The 14,835-nt window shown below is 46.8% G+C and carries 12 protein-coding genes; all 12 read right to left on the bottom strand.

Translation table 11 applies throughout. The features are described from left to right. Positions 1 to 26: 26 nt before the first annotated feature. On the bottom strand, positions 27 to 563 hold the full coding sequence (locus LDO37_RS08200) for a 4-vinyl reductase (RefSeq protein WP_126607735.1): 537 nt from the start codon (positions 561 to 563) through the stop codon (positions 27 to 29). An 11-nt stretch (positions 564 to 574) separates the two neighbouring features. Then, positions 575 to 1,555, bottom strand: coding sequence for a dipeptidase (locus tag LDO37_RS08195; RefSeq protein WP_126607734.1), 981 nt, complete (start codon positions 1,553 to 1,555; stop codon positions 575 to 577). Positions 1,556 to 1,801: 246 nt separating this feature from the next. Then, entirely contained in the window at positions 1,802 to 2,998 is a 1,197-nt protein-coding gene (gene fdhA, locus LDO37_RS08190; protein ID WP_126607733.1) for a formaldehyde dehydrogenase, glutathione-independent, read from the bottom strand. A gap of 299 nt (positions 2,999 to 3,297) precedes the next feature. After that, complete coding sequence (gene purU, locus LDO37_RS08185) at positions 3,298 to 4,158, bottom strand: formyltetrahydrofolate deformylase (RefSeq protein ID WP_126607732.1); 861 nt, start codon at positions 4,156 to 4,158, stop codon at positions 3,298 to 3,300. Between the two features lie 43 nt (positions 4,159 to 4,201). Continuing rightward, positions 4,202 to 4,822 carry a sarcosine oxidase subunit gamma gene (locus LDO37_RS08180; RefSeq protein WP_185829797.1) on the bottom strand — a complete coding sequence of 207 codons (621 nt, stop codon included), beginning with the start codon at positions 4,820 to 4,822 and terminating at the stop codon, positions 4,202 to 4,204. Next, on the bottom strand, positions 4,812 to 7,835 hold the full coding sequence (locus LDO37_RS08175; protein ID WP_185829796.1) for a sarcosine oxidase subunit alpha family protein: 3,024 nt from the start codon (positions 7,833 to 7,835) through the stop codon (positions 4,812 to 4,814). The genes LDO37_RS08180 and LDO37_RS08175 overlap by 11 nt, the downstream gene beginning before the upstream one ends. Further along, entirely contained in the window at positions 7,832 to 8,128 is a 297-nt protein-coding gene (locus tag LDO37_RS08170; RefSeq protein ID WP_126607731.1) for a sarcosine oxidase subunit delta, read from the bottom strand. The genes LDO37_RS08175 and LDO37_RS08170 overlap by 4 nt, the downstream gene beginning before the upstream one ends. Before the next feature lie 9 nt (positions 8,129 to 8,137). Continuing rightward, positions 8,138 to 9,388 carry a sarcosine oxidase subunit beta family protein gene (locus LDO37_RS08165; protein WP_126607730.1) on the bottom strand — a complete coding sequence of 417 codons (1,251 nt, stop codon included), beginning with the start codon at positions 9,386 to 9,388 and terminating at the stop codon, positions 8,138 to 8,140. Positions 9,389 to 9,428: 40 nt separating this feature from the next. Continuing rightward, positions 9,429 to 10,802: an L-serine ammonia-lyase gene (locus LDO37_RS08160; RefSeq protein ID WP_126607729.1), complete on the bottom strand. Its 1,374-nt coding sequence runs from the start codon at positions 10,800 to 10,802 to the stop codon at positions 9,429 to 9,431. Positions 10,803 to 10,829: 27 nt separating this feature from the next. Further along, positions 10,830 to 12,083 (bottom strand): serine hydroxymethyltransferase, encoded by a 1,254-nt coding sequence (gene glyA, locus LDO37_RS08155; RefSeq protein WP_126607728.1) that lies wholly within the window; start codon positions 12,081 to 12,083, stop codon positions 10,830 to 10,832. Between the two features lie 382 nt (positions 12,084 to 12,465). Further along, on the bottom strand, positions 12,466 to 13,575 hold the full coding sequence (locus tag LDO37_RS08150; RefSeq protein ID WP_126607727.1) for a hybrid-cluster NAD(P)-dependent oxidoreductase: 1,110 nt from the start codon (positions 13,573 to 13,575) through the stop codon (positions 12,466 to 12,468). Between the two features lie 55 nt (positions 13,576 to 13,630). Continuing rightward, on the bottom strand, positions 13,631 to 14,833 hold the full coding sequence (choV, locus tag LDO37_RS08145; RefSeq protein WP_126607726.1) for a choline ABC transporter ATP-binding protein: 1,203 nt from the start codon (positions 14,831 to 14,833) through the stop codon (positions 13,631 to 13,633). Positions 14,834 to 14,835 lie beyond the last annotated feature (2 nt).

Genomic DNA, 14,835 nt, shown 5'->3' with positions numbered 1-14,835 from the left:
TTCACTTACTTTTCTACCACTTCCACTTAGCTTCCCAGCGGCTCAACCACGAAGACTCCGTAATCAACGCCTTCTTCGGACGCGCTTTGAACCTGTGTGGCTTTGGTTTTGACGTTGTAGCCCAAGCTCTCTGCGATTTGATCGATCGCGCCAGCAAACCAGCCCGTAAACATGTAATCCACTTTGCGATTGACTTTTCCGTAGTGGTAAACAAAAGCCGAGTGATCCAATCGAACTCGCGCAGTTCCATTCTCAATATCCAAACTTTCAATGCGGAACAGCCCCCAGCCTCGCTGGGAAAGGCGCTTCATGTAGTGTTCAAATACCGCGTCACCAGAAAGCCCATGTTTTTCGGCTTCCTTTTCACACCAATAATGCGCCGATTGGTAACCGGCTTTGTATAAAATCTCCGCGTACATATCGTCGCCTAGCGACTCCGCTATCGCTGTGTGGTTGTTGATGAAAAAGTGTCGCGGTACGTACAGCATCGGAAGTGCGTCTGTCACCCAAACGCCTGTTTCGCTGTCTACTTTGATTTCCATTTCAGGTGCATGTGTACCCATTTTTAATCTCCTTATTCGCCCCAAACTTCTTTGAGAGTGTTAACCCAGTTTTCACCCATCACTTTTTGTACTTTTCTTGGCGTCCAACCTCGGTTGAGTAACGCCTCGGTAAGGTTTGGAAACTCTCCGATCGTTCTAATGCCTTTCGGGTTAATAATTTCACCAAATCGAGTGAGACGACGAGCGTAGCCTTTATCGTGAGTAAGCCATTCGAAGAACGGTTCGTCGTGCCCTTGCGTAAAGTCCGTTCCAATACCGACGTGGTCTTCCCCCACGATGTTGACGATGTACTCGATGGCTTCGACATAATCTTCAATCGTGGACTTGATGCCGTTTTTGAGGAACGGAGCAAACATGGTTACACCGACAAAGCCACCGTGATCGGCGATGAATTTCAGTTCTTCATCCGATTTATTCCGAGGGTGATCCTTAAGACCAAGGGGCAAGCAATGTGAATAACAAACGGGTTTTTCAGACGCGAGAATGACCTCTTTTGATGTTTGGCTTCCTACATGAGACAAATCGCACATCATACCAACGCGGTTCATTTCACGAACGATTTCATGCCCAAAGCCAGAAAGCCCGCCGTCGCGCTCATAGCACCCTGTACCAACAAGGTTTTGTGTGTTGTACGCCATTTGGGCAATGCCAACACCCAGTTGCTTAAACACTTCGACATAGCCAATTTGGTCTTCAAAAGCGTGAACGTTTTGGAAACCCAATATGATCCCTGTCCGCCCTTCTTGTTTTGCTTTGTGAATATCCTGAGTCGTTCTTACGGGTCGAATTAAGTCAGAGTGCTCTTGAAAGAAGGTGTTAAATTCCGCAATGTTGTTCACGGTATCTTGAAACCCTTCCCATACTGAAACCGTGCAATTGGCGGCGGTTAATCCCCCTTTCGCCATGTCTTGAAAAAGTGCTCTATCCCATTTGGCTATCACAAGTCCATCTAAAATGATGGATGCTTCATGTAGCTTTTCCGCGTCTGACATATTCGACTCCAAAGTTTTATTAAGCTCGTGCTCGTATTAGGTGCTGCACGCACAAAGCATTCTGGTTTAGGGGAATGCTGATTAAAGGTGTTGCTCTTAGGTTTTGAGTCTAACGTGTCAATTTGCGCAAAAACGGCTTGAAAGCGACAAGAACATTAGGAATGCCGTCATCTTTTGCTCTGGAAAAAAAATAGCGACCCAATAGGTCGCTATTCTTCGTTTATGTTGTGACTTTGGGTTGATGTTCTATGCAACCATTCCATGTGGATCGATAACAAACTTCTTCGCGACACCGCCATCGAACTCGCTATACCCATCGGGTGCTTCATCCAAGGAAATAACTTGAACATTAACGGCTTTGGCTATGTCGATTTTATCCCATAGAATCGCTTGCCCTAATTGCCTGTGATATTTCATGACGGGGCATTGACCCGTGACAAAGTAATGCGATTTCGCCCAGCCTAGCCCAATACGTACACCGAGTTGCCCCATCTTTGCAGCTTCATCGACTGCCCCAGGATCGCCCGTCACGTACAAACCCGGTATACCGATACCGCCACCAGCACGGCATACGTCCATCATGGTGTTAAGAACCGTTGCAGGTTGCTCTTTGTGATGCGAACAACCATGGCTTCTCGCTTCAAAGCCAACGCAGTCAATGGCTGCATCCACTTCTGGCACACCTAGGATCTGCTCTATCATTTCTGGAACGGTAGATTCCTCTCGAAGATCAATCGTCTCACAACCAAAGCTTCTTGCTTGCTCCAATCGCGCTGGAATCATATCCCCGACAATCACGCATGCAGCCCCAAGTAAATGAGCAGAAGCGGCACACGCCAACCCAACAGGTCCCGCTCCAGCGATGTATACCGTTGAACCCGGTTGAACCCCTGCCGTCACAGCTCCGTGATAGCCAGTTGGGAAAATATCCGACAGTAGTGTGAGATCTTTGATTTTCTCTAACGCACCTTCACGGTCATCAAACTTAAGTAAGTTGAAGTCGGCATAAGGCACCATAACGTATTCCGATTGCCCACCAACCCAGCCGCCCATATCGACATAGCCGTAAGCCGCACCAGGACGTGCAGGATTTACGTTTAAGCAAATACCGGTATTGCCTTCTTTGCAGTTTCGGCATCGGCCACAAGCAATATTAAAGGGAACAGAGACAATATCGCCCACTTCAAGAAACTCGACATCTCGTCCACATTCAATAATTTGCCCCGTAATTTCGTGTCCAAGAACCAGCCCTGCTTCTGCCGTTGTTCGCCCGCGAACCATGTGTTGATCGCTTCCACATATATTGGTTGTGATCACCTTTAAAATAACGCCGTGTTGGCACGCTCGTTTACCCATCATAAGTTCTGGGTAAGCAATGGGCTGAACTTCTACACTGTTCTCCCCCATGTACACCACACCGCGGTTTCCATGATTTCCACACATAAATTCCATATCCCTATTCAATTTGATTTGCTGCTCAGTTCGCTTCTCATCGACAGGTACAAGAAAGTCGGTACGAGAAAACCAGTGAGCCCCTTTCCAGTTAATCGGTTTATGTGTGAGTAAACATGTCCATATAAGACGCTAAATCGACTGTTTGAGACATGTTAAGAATCTTGAAAATTTAGACTGCTAAAAATTAACGCTCTCGCTTTACGTTTGCCTAACAAAACAGAAAGCCCCTATTCAATAGGGGCTAAATCTGCTTTTCAAAGATAGGCACTGTTACTTGAACAAACGAACTATTGCTCGAATACGATGGTTTTATTGCGGTAAAGGAACACGCGCTTTTGAATATGCAGTTGAACTGCTTTGGCGAGCGTCAGTGATTCAACGTCCATCCCTTTCTTGGCTAAATCCTCTGGGTAAAAGCTGTGATTCACCACTTCCATGCCTTGAGTAATGATCGGACCTTCATCCAGTTCATCACTCACATAGTGAGCCGTCGCGCCTAACAGTTTTACCCCTTTTTCATAGGCCTGATGATAGGGTCTCGCGCCTTTAAAGCCTGGCAGAATAGAATGATGAATATTGATGGCTTTACCTTCCAAACGCTTACAAAACCCGTTCGATAGAACTTGCATGTAACGCGCCAAGATCAATAGCTCGCATCCATATTCCTCCATGATTTGTTCCACTTTTGCTTCTTGCTCCAATTTGGTTTCTTTCGAAATTGGGAAGTGGTAATACGGGATACCATGCCACTCAGCAAGCGGTTTCAAATCGGGATGGTTGGAGACAATAGCACCCACTTCTACATTTAGGTTTCCGGTGCGGTAGCGATAGAGCAAGTCGTTCAAACAATGGTCGTACTTGGACACCATAATCACCACTTTGGTTTTATGGTTGGCGTTAGAGACTTCCCACTCTAAATCGAACTTGCTCCCTCTAACATTGAGTTCTTTTGTGAATTGTTCTGAATCGAAGCTCGCGCCTTCCATCATTCGAAAATCCACACGGATGAAAAACCGCCCTGATACCTCATCGTCAAATGAGCTCAATTCGCTGATGTAAGCATTCCACTCGTACAAGAAGCGAGTGACAACATCAACCGTTCCCTGTCGGCTTGGGCAGCTAGCGGTAAGAATATAGTGCTGTGTCATGCCATTCCCCTTCGGTATGTCGGCGGTTAGGTTCAATCGGCGACTAAACACCGACGTTTAAAGAAAAACCATATTCTTTAGAGGCATCTTGCAACCATAAACACAGATAGTCTGCAAAGCTTCTACGTACGATTAAATCTACTTGATGCTCGTCGCGTCGAATCATGTGCACGGAGCTTTTCGCAAACACGGTGCCGACGACTTTGCCAACAGGAAACGATTCTAAATCGGTGTCGTAAGGGCACGACTTTTTAATAACATCCAGAGTGTGCTTCCCACTCAGGCGTATCACCGTTTGTGCGCCACTCACATCAACCACAGAAAAGTGCCCGTTCAATTCGTTTCTCAGATCTGCCTTTAAAACGATGTATGATTTCTCCTTAGAGACAATAAGCCATTCATCGGGTGACATCCAATAAATGCTGGTCTCACCATCTGTTTTTGATTGGCAAGCAGTGCGAGGTAATGTCAATCCAACCGCATTTTGAATACCTAATACAAATTCAGGATCATAGCCGTTTCCACGAACAATGATATGAGTCAGTGCTGCCAACTCCCGAATTTCGACGCCATTCCCTTCATTCAAATTCGCCTCTGCTGAAAGCGCGACGTGTTGCAACGGAGAATTCATTCTAGGGGCAAATTTCATTTCATTATTCGACATTTTGGCGCTCTCCCTTTGGATCATAAAATACAGAACTGGTGATCTCAGCCTCTAAAACCCTGCCATCGGCTAACGGAAAATAAACCGACTCGCCTAACATGGCTAACCCATTTTTGATCATCCCCAGAGCAATGGAGTGCCCTAAACATGCGCTGTAGTAACTTGAGGTCACGTGACCGATCATCGTCATCGGAACCGGTTCTTTAGGGTCAAGTACCGCTTGTGCCCCCTCAGGTATAACGGCTTGGCTATCTTTACAACGAAGACCAACAAATTGCTTCCTATCGGTACGAGATGTATCTTCCCGCTCCCATGAACGCTTGCCAATGTAACTGAATGCCTTTTTCTTACCGACAATCCAATTCATGTCCATATCCTGAGGTGTAACCGAGCCGTCCGTATCTTGTCCAGCGATGATAAAGCCTTTTTCCGCACGTAGAATGTGCATGGTTTCGGTTCCGTACGGAGTGATATCGAACTCTCTCCCTGCTTCCATAATCGTTTCCCAAACGTAAGATCCGTAATTGGCTTGCACGTTAATTTCGAAAGAGAGCTCCCCAGTAAAACTGATTCGGAAAATACGCGCTTTCACGCCGGCAACTTCGCCACTCTGCCACGTCATGTATGGGAAAGATTCGTTCGAGACATCCCAATCTGGCGCTATTTTTTCGAGCAGTTTGCGACTATTTGGACCAGATATCGTCATCGTCGACCAGTGATCTGTAACGCTGGTGAAATACACATTGAGTTCTGGCCATTCGGTTTGTTGCCACAACTCTAACCATTGCAAAACCGCCGCAGCGCCCCCCGAGGTAGTAGTCATAATGAAGTGATTATCGTTGATGCAAGAGGTCACACCGTCGTCGAAAATCATCCCATCTTCTTTGCACATCACGCCATATCGGCACTTTCCGGGCGCAAGTTGGCTCCAAGGGTTGGTGTAAATTCGATTGAGAAACTCACGCGCATCGGCACCCTGAATGTCGATTTTACCCAGCGTTGAGGCATCCAAGATCCCAACACTGTTTCGCGTAGCTAAGCATTCTCGGTTCAGGGATTCCTGCATGGTTTCATTACCTTTTGGGTAATACCAAGGGCGCTTCCATTGGCCAACATTTTCAAAGAGCGCACCATGCTCAATGTGCCATTTATGCATGGAAGTAAAGCGAGCAGGATCAAACAAATGCCCCGCATCCCGCCCCGCTAACGCACCGAAAGTGACAGGTGTGTACATGGGTCGGAAAATAGTGGTGCCTGTTTCTGCGATGGTTTTTCCCATCGCCTTCGCGGCAATTGCCATACCATTGATGTTGCCAGTTTTACCTTGGTCAGTTCCAAAACCCATAGCGGTATAACGCTTGATGTGCTCTATGCTCTCAAAACCTTCTCGGGTTGCCAGCACAATCCCTGCCGCCGTCACGTCGTTTTGGAAATCGACAAACTGCTTTGGTGCACGGCTAATAGAGCGCTCATGAGGACATAAGTAGAGTTCCATTGAATCGCTCATAATGGGCTCTTCTATTGCTGGAAACTCTCCTAAATCTTGATTTGGTTTAACGCCAAGAGAGCTAAGAAGGCTTTGGACTTCGGCAATCGCTTGATCGGCAATGGCGTTTAGGCTGTATACCCCATTAACACCGCCAATACAGGTTTGGTCTTGTACCGTTTTACCCGGAACAAAACCCAAACTGTCTTCACACCAAACGGGTTTGGAGCCTGTGTGACAAGACAAATGAACTGCTGGGCTCCATCCCCCCGAACTGGCAATGGTATCGCAGCTCACTTCAACCACGTTACCTATCACCTTATCGCCCGCTTCGTTAATCGGCGCGACTTTGGCACTTTTTACTCGTTTGTTTCCGCATGCTTGAATCACACACGAGCCTTCAAAAACAGAAATGCCCTGCTCAATCGCCCAATCCATGAGATGTGCAGCGACTTGTTTTCGTGAATCAACAATGGCAACGACCTGCTTACCGGCTTCTACCCACGCTTTTGCTATTTCGTATGCACCGTCATTGGTTGTCATTAGCAAAAGTGCATCACCCGGTACGACCCCATACTGGCGCACATAGGTTGCTACGGCACCGGCAAGCATGTTACCCGGCAGGTCATTGTTGCCATACACTAACGGGCGCTCAATCGCACCGGAAGCCAAAACGACCTTTTTTGCACGAATACGATGAAGTCGCTGACGTGGACCTTCAACATTTTCACCAAGATGATCGGTGCGTCTTTCCACTACCCCGACAAAATTTTGGTCGTAGTAACCAAATGCCGTGCTGCGGCTTAGGATCATGCACTTACTGTCTTTACTGAGTTCGATTATCGTCTCATCAATCCAGTCAGACGACGTGAGCCCGTTGATTTTGGTGTTGGAAGACAAGAGTGCGCCACCGAGTTGGTGTTGTTCGTCTACCAAGATGATTCTGAGCCCTTGCCCGACCAGTTTTTTGGCTGCGGTCAAACCCGCAAAACCGCCACCTACAATCAAGACATCGCAATGGTGGTTCATCTTGTCGTATTCGTCGACATCTGGTGCTGTTGGTGTACTGCCTAAACCCGCGGCTTTACGGATGTATTTTTCATACGTTGGCCACAGTGATTGAGGATACATAAAGGTTTTGTAGTAAAAACCTGGGGGCATCATTCCACCGGCTAACTTTCCTAGCCCAGCTTTAAAATCGATATCGATATTTGGCCAACCTGACACACTGCTGCACACTAAGCCTTCATAAAGCTCTGTTTGCGTTGCTCTTAAGTTTGGAATGGTCGTACTGGCTGAACTGCCAACTTGTAAGATGGCATTCGGCTCTTCTGCACCACTGCCAAAAATGCCGCGAACACGACCGTATTTGAAGCTTCGCCCGACGATATCGATGCCATTTGCCAACAAGGCTGATGCGACGGTATCCCCCGCGTAGCCAGTAAGCTGCTTGCCGTTGAAGGTAAAATTAATTGGTTCGTGTCTGTCTATCAATCCGCCAGATAGTGTGCGATTGGACTGTGTCATTCCTGTACCTCCGACGTAGATTGCTTAGGCGACTGCCCCATTTCGTAGACTTCAACAATCTCGTATGAGACCGTGTCTCGCGTTACGTTGAAAAACTTTCTACACCCTGTGGCATGGAACCACATTTCATGATGCAACCCTTTCGGATTTTTACGGTGGAATAAGTATTCCCCCCATTCTTTATCACTTAGCGACGCAGGGTCGAGTGGGCGCTCGATGTGCGCCTCTCCAGCATAAGAAAACTCTTCTTCTTCACGATGTTCCTGACAGTAAGGACAATACAAGTGCAACATAATTAGCTCCTAGTGCGCGACACCTGCAGCGCCATGTTCATCAATCAAATACCCTGATACAAAACGATCCATCGCGAACGGTTTTGCTAATGGATGTGGATCGTCATACGCGATTGTATGAGCAAAAACATGCCCCGACCCTGGTGTTGCTTTAAAGCCTCCTGTTCCCCAACCGCAGTTAAAATACAAACCTTTGATCGGTGTTTTACTGATAATGGGACAGGCATCTGGACAGGTATCAACGATCCCTCCCCAGTGACGGTTTAACCTCACTCGGCTAACAATTGGGAACATTTCCTTAATGGCAGAAATAGTGTGTTCGATTACCGAAAATGACCCTCTTTGCCCGTAGCCTAAGTAGCTGTCTATACCCGCACCTATGACCAAATCACCTTTATCCGATTGGCTCATGTAGCCATGGACATGATTAGACATCACAACGGTGTCGAGCACTGGTTTCAATGGCTCAGAAACCATCGCCTGAAGAGGGTGAGATTCCAGTGGAAGAGACAAACCCACCATATTGGCTAACACACCAGAATTCCCAGATGCCACGCAACCAACCTTGTTTGCACCAATAAATCCGTTTGATGTTTCCACGCCAACGACACGACCATCTTGAACCCTTATGTCGGTGACTTCCGTTTGCTGGATAAGATCGACACCCAGCTTGTCGGCGGCGCGAGCAAACCCCCATGCAACGGCATCGTGACGCGCCGTACCGCCTCTCGGTTGCCAACTTGCGCCCAAAACGGGATACCGAGCGTTGTCTGAGCAATCCAGAATGGGCACCATTTCTTGCACTTGGTCTCGGTTAAGCACCTCGCCGTCTATTCCGTTTAGGCGATTGGCGTTCACTCTTCTCTCAATATCTCTCATGTCTTGAAGGGTATGACCCAAGTTCAGTACGCCTCGTTGGCTGAACATTAGGTTGTAATTCAAATCGACTGACAAACCTTCCCATAGCTTCATAGCATGTTCATACAGCTTTGCCGCTTCATCCCAAAGGTAATTTGAACGTACAATCGTGGTGTTTCGTGCTGTGTTACCACCACCTAAGTATCCTTTTTCAACCACAGCGATATTTTTTACTCCGTGATTTTTTGCCAGATAATAAGCTGTCGCCAAACCATGACCACCACCGCCTACGATGATCACATCGTAAGCCTTTTTAGGCTTTGGATTGCGCCAAACACGCTGCCAGTTTTCATGGTAAGTAAGAGCATGCTTGAACAAACCGAATCCTGAATATTTGCTCATTGTTGATTCCTTTCTACTACGCAGTCACAACTGTGTCTGACTAACATTCAATGACGTTGACGGCTAAGCCACCACGTGACGTTTCTTTGTACTTATCCAACATATCTTTTCCAGTATCTCTCATGGTTTTAATCGCGGTATCGAGAGAGACAAAATGGCTACCATCACCTTTCAACGCCATGGATACAGCGTTAATCGCTTTCACCGCTGCCATGGCGTTGCGTTCAATACACGGTACTTGAACAAGTCCTCCAACTGGGTCGCACGTTAAGCCTAGGTTATGTTCCATCCCAATTTCCGCCGCGTTTTCAACTTGCTCGGGGGTTGCCCCAACCGCTTCTGCTAACCCCGCAGCAGCCATTGCACATGCCGACCCCACTTCGCCTTGGCACCCAACTTCTGCACCTGAGATAGAGGCGTTGGTTTTGCATAGCATGCCAATAGCTGCAGCACTCAAAAGAAACCGAATAACACCTGCTTCGTTACCATTGCAAAACTCTAGGTAATATTTAATTACCGCGGGAATTATGCCTGCTGCGCCGTTAGTGGGCGCTGTTACTACTTTGCCACCGGCTGCGTTTTCTTCGTTAACCGATATGGCGTACAGGTTTACCCACGCCATAGAATCTAGATGCCGAATTCCGGTTTCTTGATTCATGTCGCACAGGTCGCGATGCATTTGAGGTGCGCGCCGCTTAACCGATAACCCACCAGGAAGAATCCCATCTTTGGTTAGCCCTCTGTCGATGCAACTTGTCATGACACCCCAGATTTCATTAATACCATCCAGTACGCTCACTTCATCACGAAACGCACATTCGTTTGCGAGCATAATTTTATGTATCGGGTGCCCAGTTTTATTGCAGATGGTAAGCAGCTGTTCTGCTGTATTAAACGGGTATGGAATAGGTGCAGCTTGAACGTTGAAAACCGAGTTTTCTTTCCCTTGCTCAATAACAAACCCACCGCCAACGGAGTAATAGGTCTTGCTATTAATAACGGTGCCTTCCGCGTTGCTGGCTGTTAGCGTCATCGCGTTAGAGTGCCCAGGCAAGATCTCCTCACCTTTGAAAAGCATATGTTTTTCTTCAAAAAAACGAATCCATTTGTCTTGGTTTAGAAAAATCAACTCGGTTGCAGTAATAGAACGAATACGAGCCTCAATTTCTTCCGATTGAACCAACTCTGGTGTGTAGCCCTCTAAACCAATTTTCACGGCCGTATCGGTACTGTGCCCTTTCCCTGTTGCACCTAATGATCCGAACAACTCACATTGGATCTCTTCCACTGAATCGATGACGTTTTGCTGCGCGAGTTCCTCCACAAACATGTTGGCCGCTTTCATCGGTCCCACGGTATGGGAGCTGGACGGTCCCACACCTATCTTAAACATGTCGAATATACTGATTGCCATAATGCCGTACCTATTGAATCGCCTTTGCTAGCGATAAACCGGATGCTCAGAACAAAGCTTTTCTACCTGCTCTTTCACTTCTTGGACGACAACATCGGACTCGATATTATCGAGAATGTCGCATATCCAGTTTGCCAGTAGTGCCACTTCTTGCTCTTTAAAGCCTCGCGTTGTAACCGCTGGGGTTCCTATTCTCAGGCCGCTCGTCACGAATGGTGACTGAGGGTCATTCGGTACTGCATTTTTGTTCACAGTGATATTGGCTCGGCTTAGTGCTTCATCCGCCGCTTTCCCCGTTAAACCTTTGCTTACTAGGCTTAATAAAAACAAATGGTTGTCTGTTCCACCTGAAATCACTTCGTAATCTCGTTGCTGAAAAACCTCTGCCATTACCAGAGCGTTTTTCACAACTTGGCGTTGGTAGCTAGCAAAATCCTCCGACATCGCTTCTTTGAAGGCGACGGCTTTAGCCGCAATCACATGCATTAACGGGCCACCTTGCCCACCGGGAAAAACCGCTGAATTCAGTTTCTTTTCTAGCGCTTCGTTTTTACGGCAAAGGATCAACCCGCCACGCGGCCCACGTAATGTTTTGTGCGTAGTTGTTGTGACGACATCGGCAAACGGTACGGGGTTCGGGTATTCACCAGTGACGATTAAGCCTGCAACATGAGCCATGTCCACCATCAAGTACGCGCCTACCGAATCGGCTATTTTGCGGAATCTTTCCCAGTCCACCACTCGTGAATAAGCGGAAAAGCCTGCAACGATCATTTTTGGTTGATGCTCAGAAGCCAATGCTTGAACTTGGTCGTAGTCAATTTCACCTGTTTCTTCGTTTAAGCCATATTGAACGGAGTGATATTGTTTACCAGAAAAACTGACTTTCGCGCCATGGGTTAAATGCCCGCCATGAGCGAGGCTCATCCCCAATACGGTGTCACCTGGGTTTAACAGCGCCATGTAAACGGCTGAATTCGCTTGAGAGCCAGAGTGTGGCTGTACGTTCGCGTAGTCCGCTCCAAAGAGCTGCTTTGCTCGTTCAATCGCAATGGATTCCACGACGTCTACATGTTCACAGCCACCGTAATAGCGTTTTGCAGGGTAGCCTTCGGCGTATTTATTAGTGAGTTGTGTGCCTTGCGCTTCCATCACCCTTTGACTGGTGTAGTTTTCTGATGCGATCAATTCCACGTGGTGGTGCTGACGGTCCGTTTCGGCTTCTATCGCGTTCCAAATCTCATCGTCAAACCCTTTCACAGTATCCTTACGGTTGAACATGCTTTCTCTCCATTCAAATCATTCATCGCACTCAGGGAAAGTCTAATTTTTCGAGCTGAGGCTTTTTTCCACGCGGGTTTTGCGCGGATTGTTTGTATGGGTTGATACTAGCGAGCACAGGGTTGGGGATGATGCTTTTTTACGTCGACAATTATTCTATTTACGACGCCAAAAACGACTGAATTTCTGCGGACTAAAAGTCTTAATTGGTGGGCATAAAAAAAGGTTAGCGCAGCTAACCTAATGACCAATGGCTTCCCGACAAAGCGTAGCTTAATGAACATCCCTGTAATTTCGCGTGTCAACGAAGTTAGTTTATACAAGTGTCGATTAATGCTCGGTCACACAAATACTCAGTTAAACAAATACTCGGTCAAACAAATTATGTTTTGATAACGACATGGCTCTTCGGTGTGGAACAACAACTCAGAATGTATCCATCATTCTCGTCATCTTCCGTAATCCCGCCGTTGTGATTCATTTCCACTTCACCTGAAACCAATTTGACTTTACATGTACCGCAGATCCCCATTCCACAGGCTTTTGGGATATGTAGCCCAGCTTTCGAGGCCGCGGATAACAATGTATCTTCTGCGGTAATCTTGGCGCTTCTATCTGCATCCTCAAATAAGACTTCAAATAGATTGGTATCATCCGGTTGAAGCAAAGCATGCTCAGCCGATTCTAATGCCTCTTCTTTGGCTTCTTCCGGTGGCGCACCAAAGCTTTCTTCGAAATAGTTTTCCATTGGAAAATTCAGTACTTGAAGGATCTTTTTTACCGCATTCATGTAAGGTGTAGGTCCACAACAAAACACGTATCTGTCCTGAAAATCGGGGGCAATCAATTGGAGAGTTTCCTTGGATAAATAGCCACGAAATCCCATCCAGCTATCGCCAATGTTTTGCCTTTCACAAATTATCGCCAATTCAAAGTTATCGATCCGCGAATCCATAAATTCCAGTTCGCGGTGATAAATGATGTCTTTCGGAGTCTGCGCGCTGTGGACAAACTTCATATCTACATTGCCGTTAGTATCAAACCACCAACGTGCCATCGACATTAAGGGAGTCACACCAACGCCACCGGACAATAGCAGCACCTTATCTGCGGTTTGATCAATACAGTTAAAGTTACCTACCGGTCCGTGAACCGCTAGCTCGCTTTCCACCATCATATTATCGTGCAGCCAATTAGAAACTTTCCCACCTTTCACGCGCTTTACTGTTATTGAAAAGCTATAAGGTACAGACGGAGAAGACGAGATCGTATAGCTTCTCATCACTTGTTCTTCGTCTATTTCAAGCTCTAGCGTGACAAATTGACCCGGTTTGAAAAAGAACATAATAGGGCTCTGACTCATGAAACAGAATGTTTTCACATCATGCGTTTCTTGAATCACTTTTACACAACGAACCATATGACGACCATTAACCCAAGTTTGAGTGTTGACTGGGCTTAGGTTAACTGGATTCTCATCGATCACGGTCATGGTGCGACTCCTTTCTAATCACTCTGTGTTTAACGTTGGTGGTTGTATTGTCTTATTATCCTTCGGACACTTGGCTGAAATGTTTTCCCAGCAAAGCGTGATAGAAGTCTTTGTCTGACAGCACGCCACAAATACGTCCATTCTCTTCTATAACGATTGGACGACCCGTTCGATAACGTATTTCTAGTGCTTCTCTCATTGTGATGCTTGGACTTGCAACAACGAGACTCTCGACCGACAACGCTTCGATATCGACTTCCTGATTCCACTTCAGTAGATGAATATCCCCCGCATGTTGACTGCCGGCGGACATAACCTCTCCTTTTAGTGACACCGTAACCCAGCTTCTTTTCTCGTGATCGAGGTAATACCGATCATCATTAACTGCGAGCTCTTTTGCCGGCGTCATTAACGACTCACCACAAAGAACATTTAAAGGGTTGGTGTGAGCAACGAACTCACGGACATATTCGGTGGATGGACGCAACACGATATCTTCTGGTTTGCCTTGCTGAATAATCCGAGCCGATTCCATAATGGCGATGTTAGTGCCCAGTTTTAGCGCTTCATCCAAATCATGGCTGACAAAAATGATGGTTTTCTTTAGGCGCGTTTGGAGTTCTAACAATTCATCTTGGAGTTGGTTCCGAATAAGAGGATCGAGCGCAGAGAAAGGTTCGTCCATCAGCAGGACATCAGCGTCCATTGAGAAAGCGCGAGCTAAACCCACTCGCTGCTGCATTCCACCGGATAACTCATGCGGATATTTTTCGGACCACTCTGCCAGCCCAACCATCTCGAGTTGTTCCATCGCTTTAGAGATACGAACCCCTTTAGCGATGCCTTTCATTTCCAGTCCAAATGCCACGTTTTCAACAACCGTTAACCAAGGCATTAATGCAAATTTTTGGAAAACCATGGATACACAGTTAGCACGAATGGTTCTGAGCGTATCTCTATCGCAAGTAGCAATATCGGTTTGTTCACCGTCGTATTCAACAACAAGCTCGCCGCGAGTCGTTGTATTCAGACCATTTATTGCGCGTAGTAAACTGGACTTCCCAGATCCTGAAAGCCCCATAAGAACGCAGATTTCGCCTTCTTTAACTTCCAAACTGGCATTGTGTACGCCCACAATATCCCCAGTTTCGTTTGAGATTTCTTGTCGCGTTTTTCCTTGGTCTAGCATTTCTAAGGTTCTATCGAGATCGTTTTGACCAAAAATGATGTCCAGATTTTTAATAGTGACTGATGCCATTG

The organism is Vibrio penaeicida (genome assembly GCF_019977755.1).
GTDB lineage: Bacteria > Pseudomonadota > Gammaproteobacteria > Enterobacterales > Vibrionaceae > Vibrio > Vibrio penaeicida.
Note: the sequence above shows the minus strand (reverse complement) of the source record. Positions and strands in the feature narration are given on the sequence as shown.